This is a genomic window from Paracidovorax cattleyae, assembly GCF_900104515.1.
GTDB classification, from domain to species: Bacteria; Pseudomonadota; Gammaproteobacteria; order Burkholderiales; family Burkholderiaceae_C; genus Paracidovorax; species Paracidovorax cattleyae.
This window is the reverse complement of the sequence record NZ_FNJL01000008.1, coordinates 64,297-87,929: the sequence shown is the minus strand read 5'-3', so window position 1 is coordinate 87,929 and position 23,633 is coordinate 64,297. Positions and strand designations below refer to the sequence as shown.

Annotated in this window: 23 protein-coding genes and 4 pseudogenes; 10 read left to right on the top strand and 17 right to left on the bottom strand. The window is 66.7% G+C overall.

Going from position 1 to position 23,633, the window contains the following annotated elements:
• Positions 1-11: 11 nt before the first annotated feature.
• Positions 12-1,631, bottom strand: a complete 1,620-nt coding sequence (locus BLR05_RS08280; RefSeq protein WP_092833617.1) for a gamma-glutamyltransferase family protein — start codon at positions 1,629-1,631, stop codon at positions 12-14.
• Positions 1,632-1,826: 195 nt separating this feature from the next.
• Positions 1,827-2,054, bottom strand: a pseudogene (locus BLR05_RS27830) (T3SS effector XopP-like protein); the annotation flags it as partial.
• Positions 2,055-2,161: 107 nt separating this feature from the next.
• On the opposite strand from BLR05_RS27830, the gene BLR05_RS25790 reads away from it, so the two are divergent.
• Positions 2,162-2,350, top strand: a complete 189-nt coding sequence (locus BLR05_RS25790) for a hypothetical protein (RefSeq protein ID WP_143015878.1) — start codon at positions 2,162-2,164, stop codon at positions 2,348-2,350.
• Between the two features lie 151 nt (positions 2,351-2,501).
• On the opposite strand, the gene BLR05_RS08275 is transcribed toward BLR05_RS25790, so the two are convergent.
• From BLR05_RS08275 to BLR05_RS08245, 8 genes are all read right to left on the bottom strand, one after another.
• Entirely contained in the window at positions 2,502-4,313 is a 1,812-nt protein-coding gene (locus BLR05_RS08275; RefSeq protein WP_092833615.1) for a T3SS effector XopP-like protein, read from the bottom strand.
• A 513-nt stretch (positions 4,314-4,826) separates the two neighbouring features.
• Positions 4,827-5,570, bottom strand: a complete 744-nt coding sequence (locus BLR05_RS08270) for a uracil-DNA glycosylase (RefSeq protein WP_092833613.1) — start codon at positions 5,568-5,570, stop codon at positions 4,827-4,829.
• Between the two features lie 11 nt (positions 5,571-5,581).
• A complete protein-coding gene (gene trpC / locus BLR05_RS08265) occupies positions 5,582-6,382 on the bottom strand; it encodes an indole-3-glycerol phosphate synthase TrpC (RefSeq protein ID WP_092833611.1) in 801 nt (266 codons plus the stop codon).
• Positions 6,375-6,527, bottom strand: a complete 153-nt coding sequence (locus BLR05_RS26495; RefSeq protein ID WP_167361219.1) for a hypothetical protein — start codon at positions 6,525-6,527, stop codon at positions 6,375-6,377. The genes trpC and BLR05_RS26495 overlap by 8 nt, the downstream gene beginning before the upstream one ends.
• Positions 6,528-6,796: 269 nt before the next feature.
• On the bottom strand, positions 6,797-7,828 hold the full coding sequence (gene trpD / locus BLR05_RS08260) for an anthranilate phosphoribosyltransferase (protein WP_092833609.1): 1,032 nt from the start codon (positions 7,826-7,828) through the stop codon (positions 6,797-6,799).
• Between the two features lie 33 nt (positions 7,829-7,861).
• The gene (locus BLR05_RS08255; protein WP_092833607.1) at positions 7,862-8,545 is read right to left on the bottom strand and encodes a LysE family translocator; all 684 of its coding nucleotides are present in this window, start codon (positions 8,543-8,545) and stop codon (positions 7,862-7,864) included.
• 16 nt (positions 8,546-8,561) lie between these two features.
• The gene (locus tag BLR05_RS08250) at positions 8,562-9,062 is read right to left on the bottom strand and encodes a DinB family protein (protein ID WP_092833804.1); all 501 of its coding nucleotides are present in this window, start codon (positions 9,060-9,062) and stop codon (positions 8,562-8,564) included.
• A 5-nt stretch (positions 9,063-9,067) separates the two neighbouring features.
• A complete protein-coding gene (locus BLR05_RS08245) occupies positions 9,068-9,640 on the bottom strand; it encodes an anthranilate synthase component II (protein ID WP_092833605.1) in 573 nt (190 codons plus the stop codon).
• 683 nt (positions 9,641-10,323) lie between these two features.
• Between BLR05_RS08245 and BLR05_RS08240 the strand changes: the two are divergent.
• Positions 10,324-10,557 (top strand): annotated as a pseudogene (locus BLR05_RS08240) (conjugal transfer protein TraG N-terminal domain-containing protein); the annotation flags it as partial.
• Positions 10,558-10,744: 187 nt separating this feature from the next.
• Here the strand turns inward: BLR05_RS08240 and BLR05_RS08230 are convergent.
• The 3 genes from BLR05_RS08230 to BLR05_RS08220 form a co-directional block, all read right to left on the bottom strand.
• Positions 10,745-11,608, bottom strand: a complete 864-nt coding sequence (locus BLR05_RS08230) for a pirin family protein (RefSeq protein ID WP_092833601.1) — start codon at positions 11,606-11,608, stop codon at positions 10,745-10,747.
• Positions 11,609-11,618: 10 nt separating this feature from the next.
• The gene (locus tag BLR05_RS08225) at positions 11,619-12,662 is read right to left on the bottom strand and encodes an LLM class flavin-dependent oxidoreductase (RefSeq protein WP_092833599.1); all 1,044 of its coding nucleotides are present in this window, start codon (positions 12,660-12,662) and stop codon (positions 11,619-11,621) included.
• A gap of 78 nt (positions 12,663-12,740) precedes the next feature.
• Positions 12,741-13,355, bottom strand: a complete 615-nt coding sequence (locus BLR05_RS08220; RefSeq protein ID WP_092833802.1) for an FMN-dependent NADH-azoreductase — start codon at positions 13,353-13,355, stop codon at positions 12,741-12,743.
• A 143-nt stretch (positions 13,356-13,498) separates the two neighbouring features.
• Here BLR05_RS08220 and BLR05_RS08215 point away from each other — a divergent pair, with 143 nt between their 5' ends.
• Positions 13,499-14,404, top strand: a complete 906-nt coding sequence (locus BLR05_RS08215) for a LysR family transcriptional regulator (protein WP_092833597.1) — start codon at positions 13,499-13,501, stop codon at positions 14,402-14,404.
• A 255-nt stretch (positions 14,405-14,659) separates the two neighbouring features.
• Here BLR05_RS08215 and BLR05_RS08210 read toward each other — a convergent pair.
• Positions 14,660-14,907 (bottom strand): annotated as a pseudogene (locus BLR05_RS08210) (ATP-binding protein); the annotation flags it as partial.
• On the opposite strand from BLR05_RS08210, the pseudogene BLR05_RS27745 reads away from it, so the two are divergent.
• Positions 14,857-15,015 (top strand): annotated as a pseudogene (locus BLR05_RS27745) (TIGR03747 family integrating conjugative element membrane protein); the annotation flags it as partial. The pseudogenes BLR05_RS08210 and BLR05_RS27745 overlap by 51 nt on opposite strands.
• Before the next feature lie 19 nt (positions 15,016-15,034).
• Positions 15,035-15,268, top strand: a complete 234-nt coding sequence (locus tag BLR05_RS27740; protein WP_434802838.1) for a hypothetical protein — start codon at positions 15,035-15,037, stop codon at positions 15,266-15,268.
• Between the two features lie 74 nt (positions 15,269-15,342).
• Here the strand turns inward: BLR05_RS27740 and BLR05_RS25785 are convergent, their stop codons facing one another.
• Entirely contained in the window at positions 15,343-16,140 is a 798-nt protein-coding gene (locus BLR05_RS25785) for a hypothetical protein (RefSeq protein ID WP_143015877.1), read from the bottom strand.
• Positions 16,141-16,750: 610 nt separating this feature from the next.
• Between BLR05_RS25785 and BLR05_RS25780 the strand changes: the two genes are divergently transcribed.
• The 5 genes from BLR05_RS25780 (at position 16,751) to BLR05_RS08185 (ending at position 21,268) form a co-directional block, all read left to right on the top strand.
• A complete protein-coding gene (locus BLR05_RS25780; RefSeq protein ID WP_143015876.1) occupies positions 16,751-16,957 on the top strand; it encodes a hypothetical protein in 207 nt (68 codons plus the stop codon).
• An 836-nt stretch (positions 16,958-17,793) separates the two neighbouring features.
• Positions 17,794-19,488, top strand: coding sequence for a hypothetical protein (locus BLR05_RS08200; RefSeq protein ID WP_092833595.1), 1,695 nt, complete (start codon positions 17,794-17,796; stop codon positions 19,486-19,488).
• Positions 19,489-19,572: 84 nt separating this feature from the next.
• Positions 19,573-19,959, top strand: a complete 387-nt coding sequence (locus BLR05_RS08195; protein WP_092833593.1) for an HrpB1 family type III secretion system apparatus protein — start codon at positions 19,573-19,575, stop codon at positions 19,957-19,959.
• Between the two features lie 26 nt (positions 19,960-19,985).
• Complete coding sequence (locus BLR05_RS08190) at positions 19,986-20,474, top strand: GNAT family protein (protein WP_092833591.1); 489 nt, start codon at positions 19,986-19,988, stop codon at positions 20,472-20,474.
• On the top strand, positions 20,456-21,268 hold the full coding sequence (locus tag BLR05_RS08185) for a hypothetical protein (protein WP_092833589.1): 813 nt from the start codon (positions 20,456-20,458) through the stop codon (positions 21,266-21,268). The genes BLR05_RS08190 and BLR05_RS08185 overlap by 19 nt, the downstream gene beginning before the upstream one ends.
• Positions 21,269-21,350: 82 nt before the next feature.
• Here the strand turns inward: BLR05_RS08185 and BLR05_RS08180 are convergent, their stop codons facing one another.
• Both BLR05_RS08180 and BLR05_RS08175 read right to left on the bottom strand, forming a co-directional pair.
• Positions 21,351-22,121, bottom strand: a complete 771-nt coding sequence (locus tag BLR05_RS08180) for a lytic transglycosylase domain-containing protein (RefSeq protein WP_092833587.1) — start codon at positions 22,119-22,121, stop codon at positions 21,351-21,353.
• Positions 22,121-23,620 carry a class I SAM-dependent methyltransferase gene (locus BLR05_RS08175; protein ID WP_092833585.1) on the bottom strand — a complete coding sequence of 500 codons (1,500 nt, stop codon included), beginning with the start codon at positions 23,618-23,620 and terminating at the stop codon, positions 22,121-22,123. The genes BLR05_RS08180 and BLR05_RS08175 overlap by 1 nt, the downstream gene beginning before the upstream one ends.
• Positions 23,621-23,633 lie beyond the last annotated feature (13 nt).

The following is a 23,633-nucleotide window of genomic DNA, read 5'->3' as shown; positions in this document are numbered from 1 at the left end:
GCGGGCCGTCGTCAACAGGCGACGGCATGGCCGTCCTTGCGCGGGTCCGAGCCGGCGGCATAGGCGCCGCTGTCCAGCCGCAGCACCAACTGCGCGCCACCGAAGGCGAACACGCCGTCGCCCTCTTCCACCGTCACCTCGTGGCCGCGGTCGCGCAGCGCCTGGACCACGGCGGGGTCGAAGCCCGGCTCCACCGCCACGCCCTTGCCGCCCGTCACGCGCCAGCGCGGCGCGTCGGCGGCAGCCTGGGGGTTCTGGCCGTAGCGCAGCACGCGCAGTGCCATCTGCGCGTGGCCCTGGCTCTGCATGGGGCCTCCCATGACGCCGAAGGCCATGCGCGGCGTGCCATCGGCGTCCATGGCGAAAGCCGGGATGATGGTGTGCGAGGGGCGCTTGCGCGGTGCCACCTCGTTCGCGTGGCCCGCCTCGGCGGTGAAGCAGTGGCCGCGGTTCTGCAGGCTGATGCCCGTGCCCGGCACCACCACACCCGAGCCGAAGCCCATGTAGTTGGACTGGATGAAGGACACCATCATGCCGCTCTCGTCGGCCGCGGCGAGGTACACAGTGCCACCCGGGCGCGGCGTGCCGTGGCCGGGATCGCCCGCGCGGGCCGGATCGATGAGCGCGGCGCGCTGGCGTACGTAGGCGTCCGACAGCAGGTCGCGCGCGGCCACGCGCATGGCGTCCGCATCGGCGTTATGGCGGTACAGGTCGGCCAATGCGAGCTTCATCGCCTCGATGCTCGCGTGCACCGTATCCACGTGGTCCACGGGCCGTGCACCGATGCCGTGCGCGTCCAGCATGCCCAGCGCCATCAGCGCCGCGATGCCCTGGCCGTTGGGCGGGATCTCGTGGATCACGGAGTCACCGAAGCGCCGGCTCACGGTGCCCACCCAGTCGGCCTGGTGGGCCGCGAGGTCCTCCTCGGTCATCGCGCCGCCGTTCGCGCGGGCGTGCGCCGCCATCTGCCGGGCCAGTTCGCCGCGGTAGAAGTCCTCACCCTCGGTGGCGGCGATGCGCTCCAGCGTGCGGGCATGGGCCTCGCTGCGGAAGATTTCACCCGCGCGCGGCGTGTGGCCGCCGGGCATGAAGCATTCGGCGAACCCCGGCTGGCTTCCCAGCCTGGCGGCTCCCAGCGTCCATTGCCGCGCGATGGTGGGCGAGACGGCGAAACCCCGCCGCGCGTAATCGATGGCCGGCTGCGCGAGCTGCGCGAAGGGCAGGCGCCCCAGGCGCCGCGACAGCGCCACCCAGCCCGAGACGGCGCCCGGCACCGTGACGGCGTTCCAGCCGGTTTCGGGAATGCCCCCGATTCCGGAGAAATAGCCAGGCGTCCAGGCGGCAGGGGATCGCCCCGAGGCGTTGAGGCCATGCAGTTCCTTGCCGTCCCACACGATGGCGAAGGCGTCGCTGCCGATGCCGCAGCCCGTGGGCTCGACCACGGTGAGCGCCATCGCCGCGGCCAGCGCTGCATCGACCGCATTGCCTCCCGCCTGCAGCATCCGCAGGCCGGCCTGGGCCGCCAGGGGCTGGGAGGTGGACACGACATTGCGGCCCATGACCGGGCTGCGGTGCGAGGCGTAGGGCAAGGTCCAGTCGATGGCGGGGCGGGCGCCGGGGGATGCGTTCATTGCGGAGTCTCCTTCATTCGATGTGCGGATGGAGACGGCATTCTTGCAGGCACCGGGCCAGACGGCCGCCCGTCCAACAGCGGCTCCAGATCCACGCGGACTTCGAAGAGAAGCCCCCGGCCATCCGGCGTATCGCCGTCCGAGGCCAGCCGCCGGGCAGCTCCCCGCGGCGCCGCCTCTTCCGAGTTCGAGCAAGCGCGTGAGGTGGGTCGCCCGCGGGAAGGGGTACTGCTTCAGCAGGTCGCGCTCGGCGGCGTCGATGTGCCCCTGCAACGCCTGGATACCCTGTATCCGGGCATCGATTTTCTCGCGCAGACCCTGCACTTCGGCATCCTTGTCCGCGCCCGGCAGGGACTGCAGTTGCGCGCTCCGCTGGGACCATACATCCGGTGCACCGAACCAATGGACGACCGCGGAACGCATCCAGGTGCTCCAGGGCGAACACCTCGGGCCCGGAGTAGTTCCTGAGCGTCTGCTTCAGGGCCTGGAGATAGGGTCGGAGGGATTTCACATCCTCGTCCAGTCCCTGGGTGAAGCGTTTCCAGGCCTGCTTCTGCCCCGGCAGGCCGAACTGGCAGGCGCTGCATTGCGTCCATGGCCTGCTGGGCCTGCTCGAATGCCGGGCGCGACAGTTCTCGGATCGCGTCTGCGTCCCGCGGCATTTGCAGCAGCGAGCGCTGGTGATCAAATACCTGGAGCGCTTCCTTCATGTTCGATAACCTCCCCGGCGCTCAGCGCCTGCGGGGATGGCCGCGCCAACATTCTCTCCAGGACATGGGTCCGCGGGACGGTGGCACGCGGGCGCTGCGCGGCCAAACCACGAAGAAGTGATGTATCCGGGGGCGAAGCGTGGGTATCGCCCTGCCGGCGTCAGGGGGTGACCATGCGGGCCTGCAGTTCCGCCAGTACGCGGGCAGACAGTGAACCGCGGTGCACCGGGCCCAGCAGGGCACCATTCAAGCGCTCCCAGTTGGCGCCCCAGCCGACCTGCTCGGCCGTCTTGATGTGCACCGCGTCGAGGTCCACGTGGCCGATCGTGCGCAGGGCTTGCGCCGCCACGGGCTCGCGGGTATGAAAATGCACGAAGAGCGGATCGGCCGCACGGCCATCCGAGAAAGGACGCAGGTCCACACGCACTTCGAACAGGCGGCCCCGGCCGTCTTCGGTATCGCCCTCGGACGGCAGGCGCCGCGGCACGTCCCGCAGCACGGCCTCTTCCAGTTCGAACAATCGCGCCAGGTGTCCGGCTTGTGGAAAGGCATACCGCTTTATCAGGTCGCACGCTTGCGTGCGCAACTCGTCGTGCAGTGCGCCCACCTCACGGATACGCGCGCCGACCTGCTCCCGCAGGCTTTCCACGCCGGCATCCACCTCCGTGGCAGGGAGGGACTGCAGTTGCTCCCAGCGCGCGGCCCAGACATCCGGCTCGCCCAGCCAGTCCACGAGCGCCGAGCGCATCCGTGCTGTCAGCGCCAGCGGATCCATGCCGCCGGCAAGGGCTTCGGTGATGTGGCGCGCATCCTTGCGCAGGGCCGCACCCAGGTCTGCGAAGTCGAGCCGCGCGCCCGCCGGCCGGGCCGGAGGTGCGGAAAACTCCCGCAGCCGCTCGCGCACCAGTTCGATGACGGCCGCGGCATGCGGCGAAAGCTGCGGTGCGGGGGCGGACGTGCCGGCATCCGACGTGCGGGCCGGGCCCGATGCCGAAGCGATGGGGCGCCGTGCTGCACCTGCCGCTGGCCGCTGCTTCGCCGAAACACGCGTCCGGCCTCCGCGATGCGAAGACGCGCGGCGGGGGCCCTCCGCCGCCTCGGCCGCTTCCCGTTCTTTTGCAGGCGCCGCAGAGGACTCCTGCGTTTCGCCCTCCTTCGGCAGCGCTTCGTAGCGAGCGCGGAACTGGGAGAGCGCATGCGCCAGTTCCAACGCCGCATGGCCTTCGGACGACTCCGTCAGGTCCTGCCCAGGCGGCAGGTAGCTCATGATTAACGCGATGTTGCCCTGGGTCTGCCGCTCCAGTTTCATCAAGAATTCGCTGTAGTCCTGCCGCTCGATGATGCCGATCTCGCAGATGCTCTCAATCGAAATTGCGGGCTTGGCCGGTATCTGAGAGACCAGGAATGGCGGGGCATTGGCAAACACGGCCTGTTCCAGCCTCTGCACACCCGTCGTGACCAGTGCCTGGCCAGCGCTGAGCGAGAAAGCCGTGGCCTGCGCGAGCCCGAGCCGCGCCAGTTCGAGATAGTTCTCTGCCTGGGGGATCACCTTGAGCACGGCCTGGCTGGAGTAGTTCTGCTGCGTCTGCCGCAATGCCTCCACATAGGGTTCCAGAGAAGCGATGTCTTCTTCCAGGCCCTGCTTGAAGCGCTCCCAGGCCGCCTTCTGTCCCGGCAGGCCGAGCCGCAGGGCATCCACCTGCGCCATGTCCCTGTCCAGCGCCCTGCGGCGCGGCAGGATTTCCTGCGTCCTGACCATGCCGTTGGCGGCATAGGTCCGCTGCTGCTCGAGAAAGGCGGGAATGCGCCGCTGGATCGCTTCGCGCTTTTGCTGCCGGTTCAGCCGTGCCAGCGCGTCCAGGCCCTGCCGGGCCTGCTCGAAGGCGGGAGCGGACAGGCGCCGGACCTCCGCGGCATCGCGGGGCAGGTCGAGTTGCGAACGTCGCGCAAAGAAGATATTGAGGTGGTCCACCGCCTCCTGGATGATCGCGTTCGCCGGGCGTGCCGGGGGGCGTGACTGCTCAGTCTCCGGGATGTGGGCGCGCGGCACTGCGGCCCGCGGGCGCGCGGCAGCCGACTCTGCCGGGACCGCTCCGGAGGCGGCGCGGGAACGCAGCCGCGGCTCGTCCAGCGCTGCCGTCGCCGAGCCTCCGGATCCTCCACCAGCGGCGGGGCGGGAAGACGACGATGCGCCGGCCGCACCTTCTTGCGGCTGCGGCGTTTCCAGGGGCCGGACGTGCGCCGCGGGACGGTCTCGCCGGTTCACATTTCCCGAGGACATGAAGAGGGCACCTTTCAATGAAGCGGAAAGTGCCGGCACACCATGCCACAAGGTGCGCACCATGCGCCAGCAGGGACGGGCGCCGGGGTTTCCCGGCCTCCTGGCATGTTGCGCCTGCCCGCGCCGCGACGCTGCGGCGAAGCGAAGCATGGGCCCGGATGGCGAAACCGGCGGCCCTGCCCCGCCCACGTGGCCCGCGGCCGGTCAGGCGCCGCCAGCCGCCCGGCCCGCATGCCGTTCGCGGAATTCGCGCGCCCGGCCGAAATGTCCGCAGCCGATGAACGGCACGGGTGGCCTCAGCGCGGACAGGGGCGAAGGATGGTTGGCGGTCAGCACGAGGTGGCGGCTGGCGTCGATGAGCGGCCGCTTGGACTGCGCATGCGACCCCCAGAGCATGAAGACCGCGGGCCGGTCGCCCTCGCCCACCTTGCGGATCACCGCGTCGGTGAGTTGCTCCCAGCCCTTGCCCGCATGGCTCGCGGGCTGGGCCTCTTCGACGGTGAGGCAGGTGTTGAGCAGCAGCACACCGTTCTTCGCCCATTTGACGAGGCTGCCGCCCGGCTCGGGCCAGGCGGGAAACGGTGTACCCAGGTCGCGCTGCAGTTCCTTGAAGATATTGCGCAGCGAGGGCGGCAGGGCCACGCCGGGCGCGACCGAGAAGGCCAGCCCCTCGGCCTGCCCGCGCCCGTGGTAGGGGTCCTGTCCCAGGATGACCACGCGCACCGACTCCGGCGGCGTGAGCTCCAGTGCGCGCAGCGGCCGCGGCGGGAAGATCACCGCGCCCGCCTCCAGCCGCTGGCGCAGGAAGCCCAGCAGCGCCTGCCCGCGCGGGCTCGTGAAGAAATCATCGACCAGCGGCTGCCAGCCGGGCGCCACCGGCCAGTCGGCGGGATCGGCGCTCTGCAGTTGCGAAAGCGGGGCGGATGGATCGTACGCGGTAGGGTTCATGGCCGGATGAATCAGGAGAACAGCTTTGCCAGCGCCGCCCCGGGCTCCTGGGCCCGCATGAAGGCCTCGCCCACGAGGAAGGCATGCACGTCGGCATCGCGCAGGGTCTTGACGTCCTGCGGCGTGAGGATGCCCGACTCCGCCACCAGCAGCCGGTCGGACGGCACTGCTTTGCGCAACGAGACGGTGGTGTCCAGCGACACTTCGAAGGTGCGCAGGTTGCGGTTGTTGATGCCCACCAGCGGCGTGCGCAGCTTGAGGGCGCGGTCCAGCTCGGCACCGTCGTGCACTTCCACCAGGGCGGCCATGCCCAGGCTGTGCGCGATGGCCTCGAACTCCGCCATCTGGGCATCCTCCAGGCAGGCGGCGATCAGCAGGATGGCATCGGCGCCCATCGCGCGCGATTCGTAGATCTGGTAGGCATCGACCATGAAGTCCTTGCGCAGCACAGGCAGCGCGCAGCTCGCGCGTGCCTGCTTGAGGTAGTCGGGCTGGCCCTGGAAGAACTGCCGGTCGGTCAGCACCGAGAGACAGGCCGCGCTGACCTTGCCGTTGCCCTCCGCGTAGCTCTGGGCGATGTCGGCCGGGATGAAGTCCTCGCGGATCACGCCCTTGCTGGGGCTGGCCTTCTTGATCTCGGCGATCACGGCGGCCTGGCCGGCGGCGATCTTCGCGCGCAGGGCGCCCTCGAAATCGCGCGTGAGCACGCGGCTCTCGGCATCGGCGCGCATGGCGGCCAGGGGCGTTTTCTTCTGCGCCGCCGCGATCTCCTCGCGTTTGACGGCCACGATCTTGTTCAGGATGTCACTCATGGTCAGGAGCCTTGTTGGAGGTTGGATCGGGCGTCGGAGCGCCCTGCTTCAAAACTTTGACGAAAACGCGGTGCATCGCGATGCCCACGACGATGAACAAAAATGAGATACCGACCGCAATCCATGCCACCGGGTCACGCCACATTTTCTGCTCCTACTCAAAAGACGGCGCAGAGGTGCCTGCTTCACGTCGAGGAGACGCGGTCAGGCGCCCACCGGATCGCCGGATATCCGGTCGCCGGTCAAGCAGGTGCACGCAATCGTCCAGGGCCGCCATTTGCTGCCCCAACGATGTGCCCGGTGACGCCTGGACTTCCAAGCTGAACAATGCGGCCACAGGGCCCTGACGCCTGTGGCGCAGCTCAAAGGAACAGGACCGGACGCCATGGGAGTACGGACTCAGCGTCAATCCGGTCAGACCACCTGCGCGTGGCTGCGGGCGACAAGCTGCTCCAGCTTGGCCGCTGCAGCGCCACTGGCGATGGCATCGCGCGCCTTCTGAATACCGTCGGCGATGGAACTGGCCACATTGGCGGCGTACAGCGCCGCGCCCGCATTCAGGCTGACGATCTCGCGCGCGGGGCCGGGCTCGCCGCGCAGCACCGACAGCAGCATCTCGCGCGACTGCTCGGGCGTCTCCACCTTGAGGGTGCGGTTGCTGGACATCGCCAGGCCGAAGTCCTCGGGATGGATCTCGTATTCGGTGATCTCGCCGTTCTTCAGCTCGCCCACCATGGTGGCCGCGCCCAGGCTCACCTCGTCCATGCCGTCGCGGCCATAGACCACCAGCGCATGCTCCGCTCCCAGGCGCTGCAGAGCACGCACCTGGATGCCCACGAGGTCGGGGTGGAACACACCCATGAGGATGTTCGGCGCGCCCGCGGGGTTGGTGAGCGGCCCGAGGATGTTGAAGAGCGTGCGCACGCCCAGCTCCTTGCGCACGGGCGCCACATTCTTCATGGCCGGGTGGTGGTTGGGGGCGAACATGAAGCCGATACCCGTGTCGGCGATGCAGCGCGCGATGGCCTCGGGCGGCAGGTCGATGTGCACGCCCAGCGACTCCATCACGTCGGCGCTGCCGCTCTTGCTCGACACGCCGCGGCCACCGTGCTTGGCGGTCTTGGCACCCGCCGCCGCGGCCACGAACATGGCGCAGGTGGAGATATTGAAGGTGTTGGCGCCGTCGCCGCCGGTGCCCACGATGTCCACCAGGTGGGTGGTGTCGGCCACGGCCACCTTGCGGGAGAACTCGCGCATCACCTGCGCGGCGGCGGTGATCTCGCCGATGGTCTCCTTCTTCACGCGCAGGCCGGTGACGATGGCGGCGGTCATCACGGGCGACAGCTCGCCGCGCATGATCATGCGCATGAGGTGCAGCATCTCGTCGTGGAAGATCTCGCGGTGCTCGATGGTGCGCTGCAGCGCCTCCTGGGGGGTAATGGACATGGCGGAAAGCCTTTGTTCTGGAGATCGGGAGATTCAGGGGCCGGGCCGTTCGGACAGCGCAAGCCTGATGCCGAAGCCGACGAACATGGCGCCGGCCGCGCGGTCGAGCCAGTGCATGCGGCGCTGCACCAGGGCGGCGCGGCGCGCCATCCAGGCAGCGGCCAGGGCCCAGCCCACGTTCACGGGAACCGCGTTCAGGTTGAACAGCGTGCCCAGCAGCACGAAGGCCAGAGCCTTGTGCTCCGCGCCCGGCGCGATGAACTGCGGGACGAACGCCAGGAAGAAGATGGCCACCTTGGGATTGAGCACGTTGGTCCAGAAGCCGCCCAGGAAGATCTTGCGCAGCGGCATGCCGGCCGCGGCGTCCCCCGCGGCAGAGCCCTCGCCCGCCGGGCCCGCGGTGCGGGCCACGGCCGCGAGGCCGCCGCCCGGCCGGGCGCGCAGCATGCGCACGCCCATCCAGACCAAGTAGGCCGCACCGGCCCACTTGAGCACGGAGAACGCGGTGGCCGATGTGGCCAGCAGCGCCCCCACACCCAGCGCCGCGGCGGCCACGTGGACGAAACAGCCCCCGGTGATGCCCAGGCCCGCAACGATGCCGGCGCGCGCGCCCGATCGCAGGGCATGCGCGACGATGTAGAAGACGTCGGGGCCGGGCGTGAGGTTCAGCAGCCAGCCCGCGGCGATGAAGAGCAGCAGATGGTGGAAATCCGGCATGGCGAATCCCTGCCGGCTACCAGCGGCGGCCGGGCTCGAAGCGGTGCAGGAAGGTAGTGATCGCGTCGCGCGGTGGCTGCACGCCGTGCACCGCCAGGATGCGCCCGGCCGCGCCGCGGTGGTAGGTGCCGTGCAGCAGCAGGTGGTGCAGCATTTCCGCGCGCGACATCGTGCCCGTGTCGCCATCGGTGAAGCGGAAGGCGATGCGCTCTGCGAGCGCACCGGTATCGAGCGCTTCCACGTACCGCACGAACCAGTCGTCGGACGCCTGCACCTCGGGCAGCAGTGCCTCCAGGGCCGGCGTTTCCTCGGTGTTGGTGGCCAGCGGGGCGCGCTGCGCATCGCCCGTGAGGTGCGCGCGGAAGATCCGGTCCACGCACCAGGTGTGGTTCAGCAGCCGCGAAAAGGTACGGAAGTCGTCCGCAGGCAGCTGGTCGCGCGAGGCGATGCCCAGCGCCAGCAGTTCGCCATTGGACCAGCGCTTGAACTTGAAGAGGGAAACCAGGGAGGCGTCCATGGCGGTCACGCCTTCGCCGAGAGGAAGTTCTTCAGCATGGCATGGCCATGCTCGGTGAGGATGCTCTCGGGGTGGAACTGCACGCCTTCGATGGGAAGCTCCTTGTGGCGCACGCCCATGATCTCGCCATCCTGGGTCCAGGCCGTGATCTCCAGCGCCTCGGGGCATGACTCGCGCTCGATGGACAGCGAGTGGTAGCGGTTCACGGTGAACTGCTCCGGCAGGCCGGCGAACACGCCCTGGCCGGTGGTGGTGATGGTGCTGGTCTTGCCGTGCATCAGTTCGCGTGCCCGGATGATGCGCCCGCCGAAGGCCGCACCGATGGACTGGTGGCCCAGGCACACGCCCAGGATGGACAGCTTGCCCGCGAAGTGGCGGATCGCCTCCACGGAGACGCCGGCCTCGGCGGGTGAGCACGGGCCGGGCGAGATGACGAGGTGGCGCGGATTGCGGGCCGCGATCTCCTCCACCGTGATCTCGTCGTTGCGGTGCACTTCCACTTCCGCGCCCAGTTCTCCGAAGTACTGGACGATGTTGTAGGTGAAGCTGTCGTAGTTGTCGATCATCAGAACTGTCATAGACTTAAGTCCTTGATTTAATTGATAAATTTTTCCGTGGCACTCGGAGATATACACGCCGATATACACATTCGCAGCGGATCTCAATGGCCTGGTCGCTCGACGCCATCGCAGTGCCTCTAAACCTGATTTGCCGTTGCACCGGCGCAACCTCCGCGGCCTGCAGGACGCGGACGCTTCTGCGCGCAGCAAGGCGGTGGCGAGTCGTCCATCCGCCTGGGATGTCCGGACCGCCGGCGCACGAGACCATTCCCCCGCTCGTCCGGCGAGAATGGCATAGAAGCGATGGGGTACTGGGGGCAAGACACTCTCCTTGGTGAGAGCCGCCGTGCCGGGAGCTGGGAACATGCCGCCACCGGTCAGGGCGGCAAACCTGCAGTCGTGAGGACCGCAGCGGTGCGCCGCTTCTACGAGAAGCGCCACCACTTGGCTACGTTGAACGATGCGCTGCAGGTCATGGTGCTCGGCCAGTTTGGTCGTTGGAGGATCAGCAGCCCTTGCACAGCCTGCGAACCGGATTCGCCCGAGTGTAATGCCCAAGGGTGGCACTGTCGATGCGATGCCCTCGCCGCGGCCCTATCGCTCCCGAATGCGGAGCGGCGCCTGCGCCCATTGCCTGCAGCCGACACCGCCCCGCGACTCCCATCATGCCCAACACGCTATGCATGAAAGGTGTGCTGTAGTCCGCCCGGATCGAGAACCGCGTGTGGGCGGCCGTGGTGGTCATCCTGTTCGCCGGCATCCCCTTCATCGACATGGATCTTTCGACGATACAGTTCGATGCCAGCCGCTCCCAGCAGTGCAAGGTCGATGTGGCCGTTCCCCAGGACACGCGCTGGTCGAACGCGTTCATCACGCGCAACAACCAGAGCGCGCGCGTGCCGGTGTGGTGGTTCTTACCGGCGATCGCACGATCCTGAAAAAATGGCTCAAAGCCGGATACATGGAAGATCGGCAACTTTTCTCAACCGAAGCTGGTAATCCGCAAGGAAGCATCATCCCGCCAACACTGGCGAATCTCGTTCTGGATGGCCTTCAGGCCGAACTGCGTGCAAGGATCGGAAGAACCATGTCACGTGGGAGGCATCCCTTTCGTTTCTTCTTTTATCTTTGAACGTGTGGTCGGCGGGCTGCAAGTGCGGCGAACGCGGGACTGCGCTTGAGGGTGGCGATGGTGCGCTCCCCCTCGGCCAGTGCAGCGGCACTGGTATGGACCGAGTAGGAGCCGTTGATAAGTGGATAGGGATGCCTGGCTGCCGAGCCAATCACGAATTCGGAGGCGCCCCGCGCGGCGATCTCGATGTCGCCCGCTCCGTCGGAAAAGACCGCCAGTTCCCGTTCGAGGACTGCGCCGCCCGCTTCCAGTTGACCGGCGTTCGTTGCGAGCCAGGCGATGTCATGGTCTGGCGCTGGGCGGTAGGTCCAGCTCTCGCCGTCGGCCAGCTTCACGTGCAGATAGGTCATCGAGGTTGGTGCAGCGATCGGGCTGACCGCGCCGCGGTAATGGCCAAGCAGGACGCGGGCTGGACCTTCATGGCGTATCTGATCGGCCTCGATGTACAGACTTTCAGCTGGCGTCAGTTCCAACTCAGGGGGCAAGGCCACCCACAACTGGAATCCGCGCGCGAGGCGGCCGGGAGAGGCTTCCCCTCCATGCCAGACGCCGCTACCGGCGCGCATCCACTCCACGGATTCATCGGTAATCGTGCCGCTTTTACCCGTTGTATCGCCGTAGGTCATACGCCCTTCGAAGAACGCGGTGAGTGTGGCAATGCCGGAGTGCGGATGGGGCACAAACCCCCTTCCCCCCGAAGATGTGAATTCAAAGAGATCCAGGAAAACGAACGGTTTCAGGTGCTCACCCAGATCGCCCGGGCTCACCAGGCGAGTGACCGGGCCTGCGCGATGCCCTGGGGTGCGATACTGAACAGTCCGCGATTTGCTGGCTTGGCCTCGTGTATGGGTCATGATAGTTACTCTATGAGCGTGGACGAGGGAGGTCGCGCAATGCGGGCGCCACTTGCGTTCCTATCAGTTTGATTGACCGGGCCATGGTCTCCACCCCCGCAGCGGCGGAACTCATCTGGAATGCCAGGCGGTCTACACCGCCAAGCGTTTTCGATATGGCCCGGGCCTTGTCGATCACTGTTTCAGGATCGCCGATAAGAAAGGCGCCAGACGGGCTGCACGCCGCGTCGAATTGCTCACGTGTCACAGGCCCCCATCCGCGTTCCTTACCGACCTGGGTGAACGCATGAAGCCATCCCGGATAGAAGGCATCTCGGGCCACCCTGGACGTGTCGGCCAGAAAACCGACGAGATGGATCCCGACCTTCAATTTCTCGGGTGGGTGGCCAACCTGGCGCCCTGCCTGGCGATACAGGTCTACCAGAGGACGAAAGCGCGCGGGGTCACCGCCAATGATGGCGACCATCAACGGCAACCCTGCTGCACCGGCACGAACGAAAGACTGTGGTGTGCCGCCCACGCCCACCCAGACCGGGAGCGTCTCCTGCAACGGTCGTGGATAAACCCCCTGGCCTGTGAGGGCGGCCCGGAAGCGACCGGACCAGGTTACGTGTGTTTGCCTGTTCAACTGCTGGAGCAGGCCAAGCTTCTCCGTGAACAAGGCGTCGTAATCATCACGGGCATGGCCGAACAGGGGATAGGCCTCGGCAAAGGAGCCGCGCCCGACCGTTATCTCTGCGCGGCCCTGGGAAAGCAGGTCCAGCGTGGAGAAGTCCTGAAACAGGCGTACGGGGTCGACCGTGCTCAGTACCGATACGGCGCTGGCCAGCCGAATTCGACGGGTGCGCGAGGCTGCTGCTGCGAGGATCACCGCAGGCGATGCATCGACATAGTCGGAGCGATGGTGTTCACCGATGCCGAACACGTCGATACCGACCTCGTCTGCCAGCGCGATCTCGTCGAGCAGGGCCGCCAGCCGCTGCGCCGGGCTGGGCACGTGGCCGGTGGATGCTTCCGGCAATAGCGCCGCAAAGCTGTGGATGCTGATCTCCATGCGGAAGTCCTTCCTGCGGATACTCTGCCGCCGCGATCCCGCACGCTCGTAACGTTCAGGACACGGCGGCGGTAGGGGTCAGTCGGAGATTGCCGCGATGCTGTTCTTCGCCTGAGCGATGGCCGCCCCTTTGGCGTCATCGCCGAGCGCCAGACCTTCGGCGCGAACCAAGGTCACGTCGGTCAGACCGATGAAGTGGAGTGCCGCCGTCAGCAGGCTTTCCTGGTGATCCAGGGCTGCTACCGGACTCGCGCCGGTGTAAACGCCGCCGCGGGCAGAGGCGATGAATACCTTTTTGCCCCTGGGCAGCAGACCCTCCGGACCTTGCTCCGTGTAGCGGAAGGTGCGACCCGCAACGAGCACACGGTCCAGCCATGCCTTGAGCTGGCTGGGGATCGAGAAGTTGTACATGGGCGAACCAATGACGATGACGTCAGCGGCGAACAGTTCGTCGATATAGCTGCCGCCCAGCGCGATATCCTTACCGAGCGCCGGGGAGGACGGCGCGGCTCCCTGGAACACAGCGAGGTGGCTGGGGCCGAGATGCAGCAAGGCATCTTCCACGAGGTCGCGGCGCAGGACGGACGCACCGGGATGCAATGCGCGTTGCCTATCGACGATATCCGCCGTGAGACCTCGGCTGACGGAGTGCTCGCCAAGGATGCTGGAATCGATGTGCAGGATGGTTGTCATGAAGTTTCTCCAGTGAAATAGGACGCTCCCGGGCATGGGCTGAACGGGTGATGGGATGATTCCACCCCCCGAAGCATCTGCATAGACGCTATATTCCTATGCATTCCATCTGAAATTTAGATACTTCTGGATATGGAGAAGGCATGCTCGAAGGTGTATCGCTCGACCAGCTCAGAACGTTCGTGGCTGCTGTGGACGAAGGCAGTTTCTCGGCGGCCGGTCGTCGTCTGGGCCGCGCGCAATCGGCCATTAGCGAACTGGTGCGCGGCCTGGAGGAGCAATTGGGTGTCCCGTTGTTCGATCGCACCGGCCGCTACCCCCAACTGACGGCCGCAGGCAAGGCGCTTCTCGGCAATGCGCGGGAGGTTCTGGCTGGAGTCGATTTAATGAAGTCCCGTGCCAGGGGGATGGCGGCAGGACTGGAGCCAGAGCTATCCGTCGTGGTGGATGTCTTCTTTCCGATCGAAGCGCTCGCAGCCGTGGCCCGGGAATTTCGCGTGCAGTTCCCGGCAGTACCCTTGCGCGTGTACGTGGAGGCTTTGGGTGCGACCTTCCGGCTTGTACTTGACCGGCAGGCCAGCGTGGGTATCGTAGGTTTCGTACCACTAACGCCGCCCGGCATCGTGACTGAACCCCTGGTGAATATAGCGTTCGCCATGGTGGCAGCCGCCGACCATCCCCTGGCTGCCTATGAGGGTGTTATCCCTCATGGCGAGCTTGCCAATCATGTCCAGTTGGTGCTGACAGACCGATCCGATCTGTCGAAAGGCCGGGATTTTGGCGTGTTGTCCCCGAAAACATGGAAACTGGCTGACCTCTTCGCCAAGCGGGCATTCCTGCTCAACGGGCTCGGCTGGGGAGGCATGCCCCTGCATACGGTCCAGGTGGATCTGGACAGCGGGAGGCTGGTGCGGCTTCGCATTGAGGAGGAACCCGCTGACGGGGTGAGTATGTCGATGTCGGCCGTCTACCGGGTTGACGCACCGCCGGGTCCGGCAGGACGCTGGCTCATCGAGCGCATCATCGCCTGCTCCGGAGATCATTATTAGCCTGGCGGCGCGGCTTTCCCCATGCGGCCCTTCCTTACACTTCTATCACCCGCCGCGGAGACTTCCAGCGGTCTTGCATTGCTGGAGCAATTCCTTCAGGCAAGGCAGATCGCCGGCAGTTCGTCCAAGGTAAGCGTTGGACCGCTTGGGTGTATGCGATGGACCGCATGAGTTGAGCACCGCGACCGGCAGCCAAGGTGTCATTCGCTTTAGCGATCGATTTCCTCCTGTGGATCACGTTCATTAGGGTGCCGGTCATCCCTCCGCCGTCACCCTCCCTGCCGTCTGTCCGGCCTTGCGTTTGTCCTTCAATCGGCAGCTCTCGCCGCGGATCTGCACGATGTGGGCGTGGTGCAGCAGACGGTCGAGCATGGCCGCTGTGAGGGTCTGGTCGTCGGCGAAGGGCTGCGCCACCGCGGGAACAGCAGGTTGCTGGTGAGCACCATCGAGCCGTGCTCGCAGCGTTTGGCCAGCACGTTGAAGAACAGATTGGCCTCGTCACGTTGCCGTTCCGCTGCTTCGGCGTGCTGTGTGGCTCGCTCATGCTGTGCATCGTGGTCGAGTGCGTGGGCATGGCGCCGTTCTGGCCGGACCAGGGATGGCGCCACGCGCTACACCGTGCTGGTGTTCATGGTGGACCTGCTCGTGCTGTGCCTGCCGCTGCCGCTCTTCATCCTGGCGGCGTTCGCAGGCTTCGTGGACGGACTGGTGCTGCGGCGGCGGTGCTGCTCGGGGTCGCGATGGATATCGCGGCTGGGAGCTTCAAAAAGTACCTCTGACCCATCGACAAGCCAGTCGTTGACATACCCGACGAGGATCAGAGCGCTTTTTCCCTATATTGGTGCCAGACCCGGTACGGGATGAAACCTTCCGCCGAGGCAGGTTCTGGCTCCGCGTAACTTCACTCCATCCCCAAGGCGCATGAAAAAGATCCACGGTCACCCCAGAAAAATGGCTTCAAGATCAACCTTGTCCTTCGTTCCATCCGGTTTTCTAAAGAACTCCTTCGTGTCCTTGAATTCCACGCTTTCTGCGTGAAAAGGCTCCCTGATCTTCAAATAAAATTCTCCCTTGTGTTCCCTCACGCCATCCAGCATCACGACGTGTCCGCCTTTTGAAATTATACAGGATCCCATTCGATCTATTTTCTCGCCGAGATCCCGAAGTGCATCTTTCCGGGTCTGATGCAAACCTCCCATCAGGTTTCTCTTGTAGATGATATTTTCGTAGCTGAACAGAGCAGGTTCTTTTCCAGTCTTCTCACGAAGAGACTTCACAATATCTTCCATAGTCCTTCGCGTACCCCCGTCTCGTGGGCCACTGCCGCTATCGATTAAAGTACTATCATGATCCAATCTCATCATCAGCTCACATGCGTACGTGCAATCGCGAAAACCAGGCTGAGGGACCATGAATTTACCATTGCGCATTAGATACGCGTCGAAGTCGCCGATACGTATCGGGCTCACCGCATAGCCATCCACCATAAACGCTAGCCGCTGATCACTGGTAGCTTCCATTGCGCCAAAGCGCTGAGTGACTCGATCCGAGGGAACGGTGTAAATAAAACCCGATTTAATGTGGCCTAGATAGTTCGGACTGGGTGAGCTCTCGAACGGCGGATATCTGCGGACGATGCCATCTGAGCACCGCACCATCAGCTCCGAGCCCCAATCGCGAGGGCCTGCGCGTAAAGCTTCCCAATCAGTTCCAGGCGTATCGATGATTCCGACCATGTTTTCTACATTTTTATACAGTTCTGAACTTTCCTTCGGATTGATTATCTTGTAAGTCCTATCGCTCGCCACCGGTGATTTATGAGGCAGGCTGGAAGATGATCCTGCCTCGTTTTGACGCCGTGCCTCGTGCGTCCCTGCCCTTGCTCTGGGCAGATTGGAGGCTCTTGGTCTGGCGGATGACCCTGAATAGCCATGCCCTTGCCTCAACGGGGATGGCATGCCGTGCGGTGTTGGCGTTCCCTGGGTCGATCCCCTATGTCTCGACTGTGACTCTGTTACTTGTTCTGACCGCTTCCACCGAGAACCCGTCGGCGTCTTGTTAACAGAGTAATCCATGGCCATTCCTTCTTGGGAAAAAGTAATTTTAAAGAAATGAAAAATCCTTGATGAGAGTGCATCAAGGTGACCGTTTGGCGGCGCTCCCATTTACACCATCGCGGACGCATCGGGCTATTCCGGATAATCGTTGCACACGGCCTTTGCCAACAAGCCAAGGCATCTGAACAGATTTCTCGGATTGCGAACAGGCAGCTTCGCAATTCGCTTCTGGTCACGGCCGACGTTTTCCCTGTGCGAGAACGTTCGATCCAGTCCTCGTCATCGCGCCTTGCAGACCGTCGAAGTTCGAGATATTCGCCGAATCGCCCGCACATATGACATCACCACCGAAGGGATGTATCCGGCGCCGGCAAGCGTCGGTCAGGAAGTGAAAAATTCATTGGAAGATAAGGGCCATGGCCAGGGCGGCACACATGGCGCTCGGGGTGGAAGCGGGGTAGCGCGCGGCCACATGTCAACGCCGATTCAAATCTGACCCACCCAGGGTCTGCTTCACTGGGCTTCTCGGCGGCGCAGGGCGAAGCCCATGGCAGCCGAGCAGCGCGGTGCCGGTCATGCCCCGCCGTCATCCCACCTCCGATCCATTATGTTTCAGATCGTTAATCATTATGCAACGCATGAATTTTGGTGTGATGTCGATGCATCATGCCGCCTCACCGCGAAAGCCGTTGCACGCTTCCTGGCAAGCCCCCCCGAAAGTGCAAGTGCAGTTGCGGGTATGCACGCTTGCTGACATGCCCCGCATTCTTCTGAGTAATCAGGCAGATCTGGCCGTCGCAGTTCTCCCGTTGGAGCACGTCAATCTGGAAGTCGAGGTAGTGAGTTCGGGACGGACAGGTGTGTGATGCCGGAGAACCATCCCCTGGCCTCCCGAGAGCGCATCAGCTTGCGGGACCTCACCGGGTTCCCCGTCATAGCTCCGTCGGCCCCTTCAAGGGACGGTTCCGGCACCCGGGCGAGCGGCAGTCGCGGCGCTTTCCGGACGGACTGAGGGGGATGGCGCCCGGCATGGGGCGCGAGGGGGGCCAGCGCGCAGGCTTGCGCCAGCGGAAACCGGAAAAGGTCGCCTGCCAGGGGTGGGAAGGGAACGCATGCGGACACAGCATGCGCTGCATTGTCACCCGGCCGCGCCGGAGGGCCGGCCGCTTCGCATCTTCTTACATGCCATCGCACGGCCTGCCCGCCACGCCGGGCCGCCCACGCACAGTGGAATCCGCGTTGGTCCACCGATCCACGATCCCCCTTGCGATGGTGAAAGTGCCTGGGTGCGCCGGTGCATTTTTCCACGTCAACCACCAGGAGCTACTACCTATGAGTGCCATCAAGAAAGCCTTCCAGGCGATAGGGAAGGGAATCGAAAAAGCCGTCCACAGCGTCGGCCAGATCGCCAAGGGAATCGTCACGCTGAACCTGAAGGCCGCGGCCCAGGGTCTCAAGAACCTGGCCGACGCCACCATGACCATGGCGCGCGGCGCCATGAACCTCATGCCGGCGGCCATGGCGGCCAACACACTGCTCGACGGAGCGCTCGACAAGATGCTGCGCAAGATGCAGAACACCGCGCAGAAGCTTGCCGACTCCGTCGTGGACAGCGTGGAAGGAGGCCTCTCCAACATCAAGGACGGCGTGGTCAACACGGCCAAGGGCATCGCCAAGGGCAAATTCGCCAAGGCGTTCAAGGGCCTGACGCAGTTGGCCATGGGGGTGATGGACACGGCGTCCAACTTCGGCCCCGGCGGCGTGGCCAAGAACATGGCCCGCATGGCGGTGGATGCCGCCATCGGGTTGGCCGGACAGGAGGCCACGAAGCTCGCCGCCAAGGTGCTGGATCCGCATGGCACCTCGCGCTTCGGCGCATTCGCCACCGACATGGTGGGCGCGGCGGTGGGCGGCGGCCTGGGTGGATCGCGCGCTGGCCGCTTCGTGGGCAGCGGCACGGGTGCCACGGGCATGCTGCAGGGCGCCAGGCACGCCGTGCAGGACACGGCGCGCACGGCCGCCCTCGGCTTCGCGCAGGAACAGGTGTCCACGCTCACGCTGAAGGTGCAGATGACGCTCGACCCCAACGGCGACTCGCGCGTGGGCGAAGCCGGGGCGAGCGCCTTCGACAGCGCAGCGAACGCCGCCCTCTTCCAGGCCACCGCCGGCCGCCGCCGCGCCGACGGCACGCGCGCCACGGCCGCCGAGCACCTCCGCGGCGTGCAGACCGCCGCGGCGGACGCCGCGCTCGCCAGCGTGAACTTCTCGGCGCAGAGCGCCGTCCAGGGCGCGATCTACCAGCAACTGTCACCGCTGGACGCAGGCACGGGTACGGGACTGGGCTCCAGCCTGGGCGCCATCGGCACGGAAGCCGCCGCAGGCGTGGCGGGCGCCGCGGTCAACCATGCCTTCACGGGCCGCCAGCGCGGCCTGGGCGGCGCAGTGCCGTCGATGTCGCCGTCCACCGCCCCGGCTGCGGCCAAGGGCGCCATCCTGCTCGCAGTGGACCAGTTCGTGCAGCAGGTGATGGCGCGCACGATCCTGGAAGGCATCCAGGGCGCACTCGGCCAGCTGGACGCATCGTCGCTCAAGGGCTTTGCATCCCTGTCGGAGGCGTCGGACAGCGATGCCCCCGCCGGACAGAGCCCGGTCGAGATGGCCCGCCGCGCGGCCGCGCAGATCCGGCAGCAGATGGGTCTGTCCATCGAACTGGCCATCGACCAGGCCACGCGCCAGGCCACCGATGCCATCGGGCAGCGCCTGCTGCAGGGACTGCAGGGCGGTGGCAGCAATGGCCGCGCCCTGGGCGGCGACCTGGCGGCCATCACCCGCAACGCAGCGCTGCAGCCCATCGAGCAGGCCTCGCGCAGCGTCTTCGACGCGGTGCAGGGCGCCATCGGCCTGGCCGCGCGCCAGAGCGTGGAGCAGGGCCTGGCCGGCAAGCTGCCGCCGGTCGACGGCTCCGCGGCGGCAACGCTGCAGGTGCAGATCGAAACCCAGATCAGCCACTACCAGATCCGGGCCTGAAGCGGCCCGGCTGCCGGACCGGGCGGCTGTACTCCGCCCCGGTCCGGCGCCCCATCCACTCCCTTTGCAAAGGCTCGCCAAGCCATGGACGAAACCCAACTTCCCGATGACCCCGTCGCCGCCCTGGCCGTGCGCCTGGTGGAGGCGCTGCGCGACGACCGCCTCGACGAGGCCGAAACGCTGCTCGACGAGATGAACGCACTGAGCCCCGAGACCGAGGAGCACCTGATCTTCCCGGTGCTGATCGCCATCCAGCGCGGCTACATCACCGAGGCCCTGCAGTACCTGAACACCCTGGGCGAGGACACCGCGCCGGAGCTCAAGGCCCTGTGCCTGAACATCCTGGGCGACCCGACATGGCACTACCACGCGCAGCAGTGCCTGGAAAGCGACGACTCGCACGTCCGCAAGGCGATGCGCCAGTTGCTGCAGATGGACCCCGAGGACGAACCCGCCGCCGCGGCGGCATGACCGCGGCCGCGCGCAGGGAGCATTCCATGCTGAAACTGACCGACCGGGCGGACCTGGGCGTCTTCTACGACGCCGATGCCGCCCGCTATGGCGAACAGGGCTATACGGAAACCGTGACACGCGAGCGCTTCGCGGCGTTCTACGCGGATTGCCCATCGATCGGCTTCGAGGCCGACGGACAGCCCATCGGCGGCATCCTGTTCGACGGCGAGGAGGCGCACATCGCCGTGCTGCCCTCGCACCACGGGCGCTGGGCCCTGCTGCTCAAGCCGGCCCTGGCGTGGCTGTTCGCGCTGCAGCCGGGCATCACGGTGGCAGTGGAGCGGAACAACGCCCGATGCCTGCGCTTCCTCGACCGGCACGGCTGGCAGCGCGCCGGCGAGCGCGAAGGCGACCTGCTCTACCGGCTCGAGCCGCAGGGCGGCACGCGCAAGACCGCCTACCCCTTCCGCCGCCGCGAGTGCGGCACCGTTTCCCCATCCACCGAGGTGGCACCATGCACGCACCCACACTGACCCCGACTCTCCAGCCGTCCGCCATCCCGGCGGCCTGGCGCTCCGGCGCGAACCGGCTCGTGTCCTGCGGAGGCCGGCCCGGCGTGCAGCTGCGGCTGGTTTCGCTCGTCGAGCCGCCGCTGCTGCTGGATGAAGGCTTTCCGCAGGCGTCGGGCCTGTGGGTGTCCTCGCAGCTGCGCTTCTCGCGCGGCATGAATTCGCTGGCGCTGCTGCACATGGCCATGCACGGCCTGCTGATCCGGCTGGAATCGATGGCCGGGGCCCGGCATGGCAAGGTCGCCAACCACACGCTGCGCATGCTGGTGGAAGGCCGCCTCACGCACGTGTTCGCCAGCACCGCCGATTTCCAGCGCCTGACCGGCCATGCCGATGACGGCACGGCATCGCTGCCCCGGCTCGTGGACATCGACCTGGAACACGACTGGCTGGTGGTGGATGCGCAGAGGGGTTTCGACAACGCCCGGCCTTCGCCCACGCTGATCGCCGGGCTGGTCCGCCTGGCCGAGATTCCCCGGGCCGCACGGCGCCTGGACACGCTGCCGGACACCGACCCCGCGGCTGCGGACGGCGACCGCCTGGCGCTGTTGCTGGAGGCCGCCCGCGCGCTGGCGCAGCAGGACCTGGGTGACCGGGCCGCGACGCTGTCGCAGGATGCGGGTGCCCTGGCATCGCGGCTCGGGGTCCGTACGCTGGTGCAATGGCTGCTGTCCGACCTGCCCCTGCCGGATGCCCTGGCGCCGGTGGCCTCACCCGCGCACAAGGAGGTCGCGGGCTTCCAGGGCCTGCTGCAGTAGGCGCGGCGAACACGGCCCTCGCGGGGCCGTCGCCTGGTGTCGTCGCCACACGAAGGCGGACCGCTCGGTCCGCCTTTTTTCTTCAGCGCTTCGCCATCGGGTACAGGTCGAGGACCTTGCGCACGTAGTCCTGGGTTTCGCGGTAGGGAGGAATGCGGTAGCCATGGCGGATGACCGCTCCCTCGCCCGCGTTGTAGGCCGCCAGCACGAGGTCGGTGCGGCCGCCGAAGCGGTCGGCCAGGAACCGGAGGTAGCGCACGCCCACATCGACGTTCACCGCGGGGGTGAGGATGTCGTCCTCGGAAGCGGCCCCGAAGCGCGCCGCCGTGGCGGGCATGAGCTGCATGAGTCCCATCGCGCCCTTGGGCGACCGGGCGCGGGGCGCGTAGCCCGATTCCACCTGGATGACCGCGCGCACCAGGTGGGGATCGATGGCGTGGCGCTGCGCCGCGGACTCGATGATGGGCGACAGCGCTTCGGCGCGGGGGCTGATGCCGGGCCCGCGCCGCGCGCCGCCCTCCGGCCAGCGCATGCCCGGCAGCGCAGCGCCGGCCGTGGGCGCGTAGATGTCGCGGGGCACCGGCGCATGGATCACGCGCGTGGCGGCGATCGAGGAGGTGTCGGGCCAGCCGGGGAGCGCGACGTCGCGTGCGGGCGTCCAGGCGGCCGCGTTGCACGAACTGCCGATGGAGGGAAAGCGCTGCGCGATGTCCGCGCCCACCACGAGCACGGCCGCACCGCCGGGCAGCTGGCAGTCGTAGGCACCCGCCGCCATGGCCGCGCCGGCCGACAGACCGAGCACGCCGGCCAGCAGGCGGCAGGCGGCAGGCATACGGTATGCAGGCTGCGCCATCACACCACCTCCAGGCGTCGCAGCAGCGGGGCGCGCTGCGCGAGGTAGCGCCGGGCGCTCTCCGCCAGCTCGGCGGCATCCAGCACGCCGTCGCCGCCCAGCGATTCCTCCACGGCGCGCGCGATGGCGTCCGGGTCGCCGCCATGGCGCTGCGCGGCGCGGATCTGCCCCAGCGCGGCGGGCGTCCATTCGATCGCAAGCCCGGAGGCTCCGCACACAAGGTGGCGCGTGCCGTCCGCACCGCAGCGCTGCAGCACCGCGGCGTTGAACCCCTGCACCGACGCGCGTGCCGTGGCGCGCAGCGCGGCAGGCAGTGCCGGCATCGCCACGCCGCTGCTGGACAGCAGCATCAGCGCCTCGTGAACGGACTGTGCAGGCAGGCCGCCCGGCAGCGGCCTGCCCATCAGATCGTGCAGCCGCACCGGCCCCCCGGCCAGCGCATCGAGCAGATCCGCGCAGGCCGCCTCGCCCAGCAGATGTCCGACCAGTCGCAGGGCCGCGCATTGCGGCAGGGCATCGCGCGGCACAGCCAGCAGCCACTCCCGCTCCAGCATGCGCGCGGTCTGCTCGGCAGGGGCGAGCGCCTGGGCGCCGCGCACGAACAGGTCCCGGCGGAAAGAGCGGTTGAGGCCGTAGTCGCGCAGCGTTTCCCGCAGCACGGGATCGGCCGTGGATTCCAGCAACGCGGCGAGTTCCTCGGGCACACAGGCCGCATCCACCTGTTCGGCCAGCAGAGCCGGAGCGGCGAACGACAGTCCGGCCGCCTCGAATTCCGCGGCCACCTGGTGGAAGTACAGCGGATGGGAGTCCGGACCGACGTATTCGTGCAACGCGTAGTTCGGTCCCTCCGCCTGCGCGTGCCGCAGGCGCTCGGCCACCGCGGGATGGGCCTGGACGTAGCCGCCCTCGCAGGCCGCGAGACGCTCGATGAAATCGAGTGCCCCCTGCAGTTGCTCTGCGGCACCGGACCCGGGGTCGGCCACGCGCGAGGCATGCAGGTGGAACAGCTCGCGCAGCGGCAGCAGCGGGGCCCAGCCGGGCAGCGTGTTGTAGCTCACATAGACCACGCCGCCGGGCTTGAGGCGGCGTTCGATGAAGCGCACGATCGCCTGCCGCAGCGCCGGGGACACCCAGGAATACACGCCGTGCATCACGATGCAGTCCATCATGGGCAGGTCGCGGTCGGGCAGCTCCTCGAATCCGTCCTCGAACACTTCCACGTTCGACAGCCCCGCATCGCGGGCCAGATCCCGCGCATAGGCCACGTGGGCGGGATTGAAGTCGTTGCCGAAGAATCGCATGTGCGGAAAGCTCGCCGCATTGGCGAGCAGCGAGACACCGAAGCCCATGCCCAGTTCGAAATAGCACAGCGGATCCTGCAGGTCGGGGGCGCGTTGCCCGCGCGACTCCAGCGCGGTGGCGATCACGCCGGGAGACAGGATCTCGTAGTAGCCATGGGTATAGACCAGTTCGTTTGCCGCGGTGCGGGGGAGTGACATCGTCGTTCCTTTC

What these genes read in the sequence shown, in the direction of transcription:
- BLR05_RS08245 (WP_092833605.1), bottom strand. Translation starts at nt 9,640, where the DNA reads ATGACAGTTCTGATGATCGACAACTACGACAGCTTCACCTACAACATC.
- BLR05_RS08250 (WP_092833804.1), bottom strand. Translation starts at nt 9,062, where the DNA reads ATGGACGCCTCCCTGGTTTCCCTCTTCAAGTTCAAGCGCTGGTCCAAT.
- BLR05_RS27740 (WP_434802838.1), top strand. Translation starts at nt 15,035, where the DNA reads ATGGTGGACCTGCTCGTGCTGTGCCTGCCGCTGCCGCTCTTCATCCTG.
- BLR05_RS08270 (WP_092833613.1), bottom strand. Translation starts at nt 5,570, where the DNA reads ATGAACCCTACCGCGTACGATCCATCCGCCCCGCTTTCGCAACTGCAG.
- BLR05_RS08175 (WP_092833585.1), bottom strand. Translation starts at nt 23,620, where the DNA reads ATGTCACTCCCCCGCACCGCGGCAAACGAACTGGTCTATACCCATGGC.
- BLR05_RS08215 (WP_092833597.1), top strand. Translation starts at nt 13,499, where the DNA reads ATGCTCGAAGGTGTATCGCTCGACCAGCTCAGAACGTTCGTGGCTGCT.
- BLR05_RS08230 (WP_092833601.1), bottom strand. Translation starts at nt 11,608, where the DNA reads ATGACCCATACACGAGGCCAAGCCAGCAAATCGCGGACTGTTCAGTAT.
- BLR05_RS08255 (WP_092833607.1), bottom strand. Translation starts at nt 8,545, where the DNA reads ATGCCGGATTTCCACCATCTGCTGCTCTTCATCGCCGCGGGCTGGCTG.
- BLR05_RS08190 (WP_092833591.1), top strand. Translation starts at nt 19,986, where the DNA reads ATGCTGAAACTGACCGACCGGGCGGACCTGGGCGTCTTCTACGACGCC.
- BLR05_RS08220 (WP_092833802.1), bottom strand. Translation starts at nt 13,355, where the DNA reads ATGACAACCATCCTGCACATCGATTCCAGCATCCTTGGCGAGCACTCC.
- BLR05_RS08200 (WP_092833595.1), top strand. Translation starts at nt 17,794, where the DNA reads ATGAGTGCCATCAAGAAAGCCTTCCAGGCGATAGGGAAGGGAATCGAA.
- trpD (WP_092833609.1), bottom strand. Translation starts at nt 7,828, where the DNA reads ATGTCCATTACCCCCCAGGAGGCGCTGCAGCGCACCATCGAGCACCGC.
- BLR05_RS08185 (WP_092833589.1), top strand. Translation starts at nt 20,456, where the DNA reads ATGCACGCACCCACACTGACCCCGACTCTCCAGCCGTCCGCCATCCCG.
- BLR05_RS25785 (WP_143015877.1), bottom strand. Translation starts at nt 16,140, where the DNA reads ATGGTCGGAATCATCGATACGCCTGGAACTGATTGGGAAGCTTTACGC.
- BLR05_RS08225 (WP_092833599.1), bottom strand. Translation starts at nt 12,662, where the DNA reads ATGGAGATCAGCATCCACAGCTTTGCGGCGCTATTGCCGGAAGCATCC.
- BLR05_RS08280 (WP_092833617.1), bottom strand. Translation starts at nt 1,631, where the DNA reads ATGAACGCATCCCCCGGCGCCCGCCCCGCCATCGACTGGACCTTGCCC.
- BLR05_RS08195 (WP_092833593.1), top strand. Translation starts at nt 19,573, where the DNA reads ATGGACGAAACCCAACTTCCCGATGACCCCGTCGCCGCCCTGGCCGTG.
- trpC (WP_092833611.1), bottom strand. Translation starts at nt 6,382, where the DNA reads ATGAGTGACATCCTGAACAAGATCGTGGCCGTCAAACGCGAGGAGATC.
- BLR05_RS26495 (WP_167361219.1), bottom strand. Translation starts at nt 6,527, where the DNA reads ATGTGGCGTGACCCGGTGGCATGGATTGCGGTCGGTATCTCATTTTTG.
- BLR05_RS08180 (WP_092833587.1), bottom strand. Translation starts at nt 22,121, where the DNA reads ATGGCGCAGCCTGCATACCGTATGCCTGCCGCCTGCCGCCTGCTGGCC.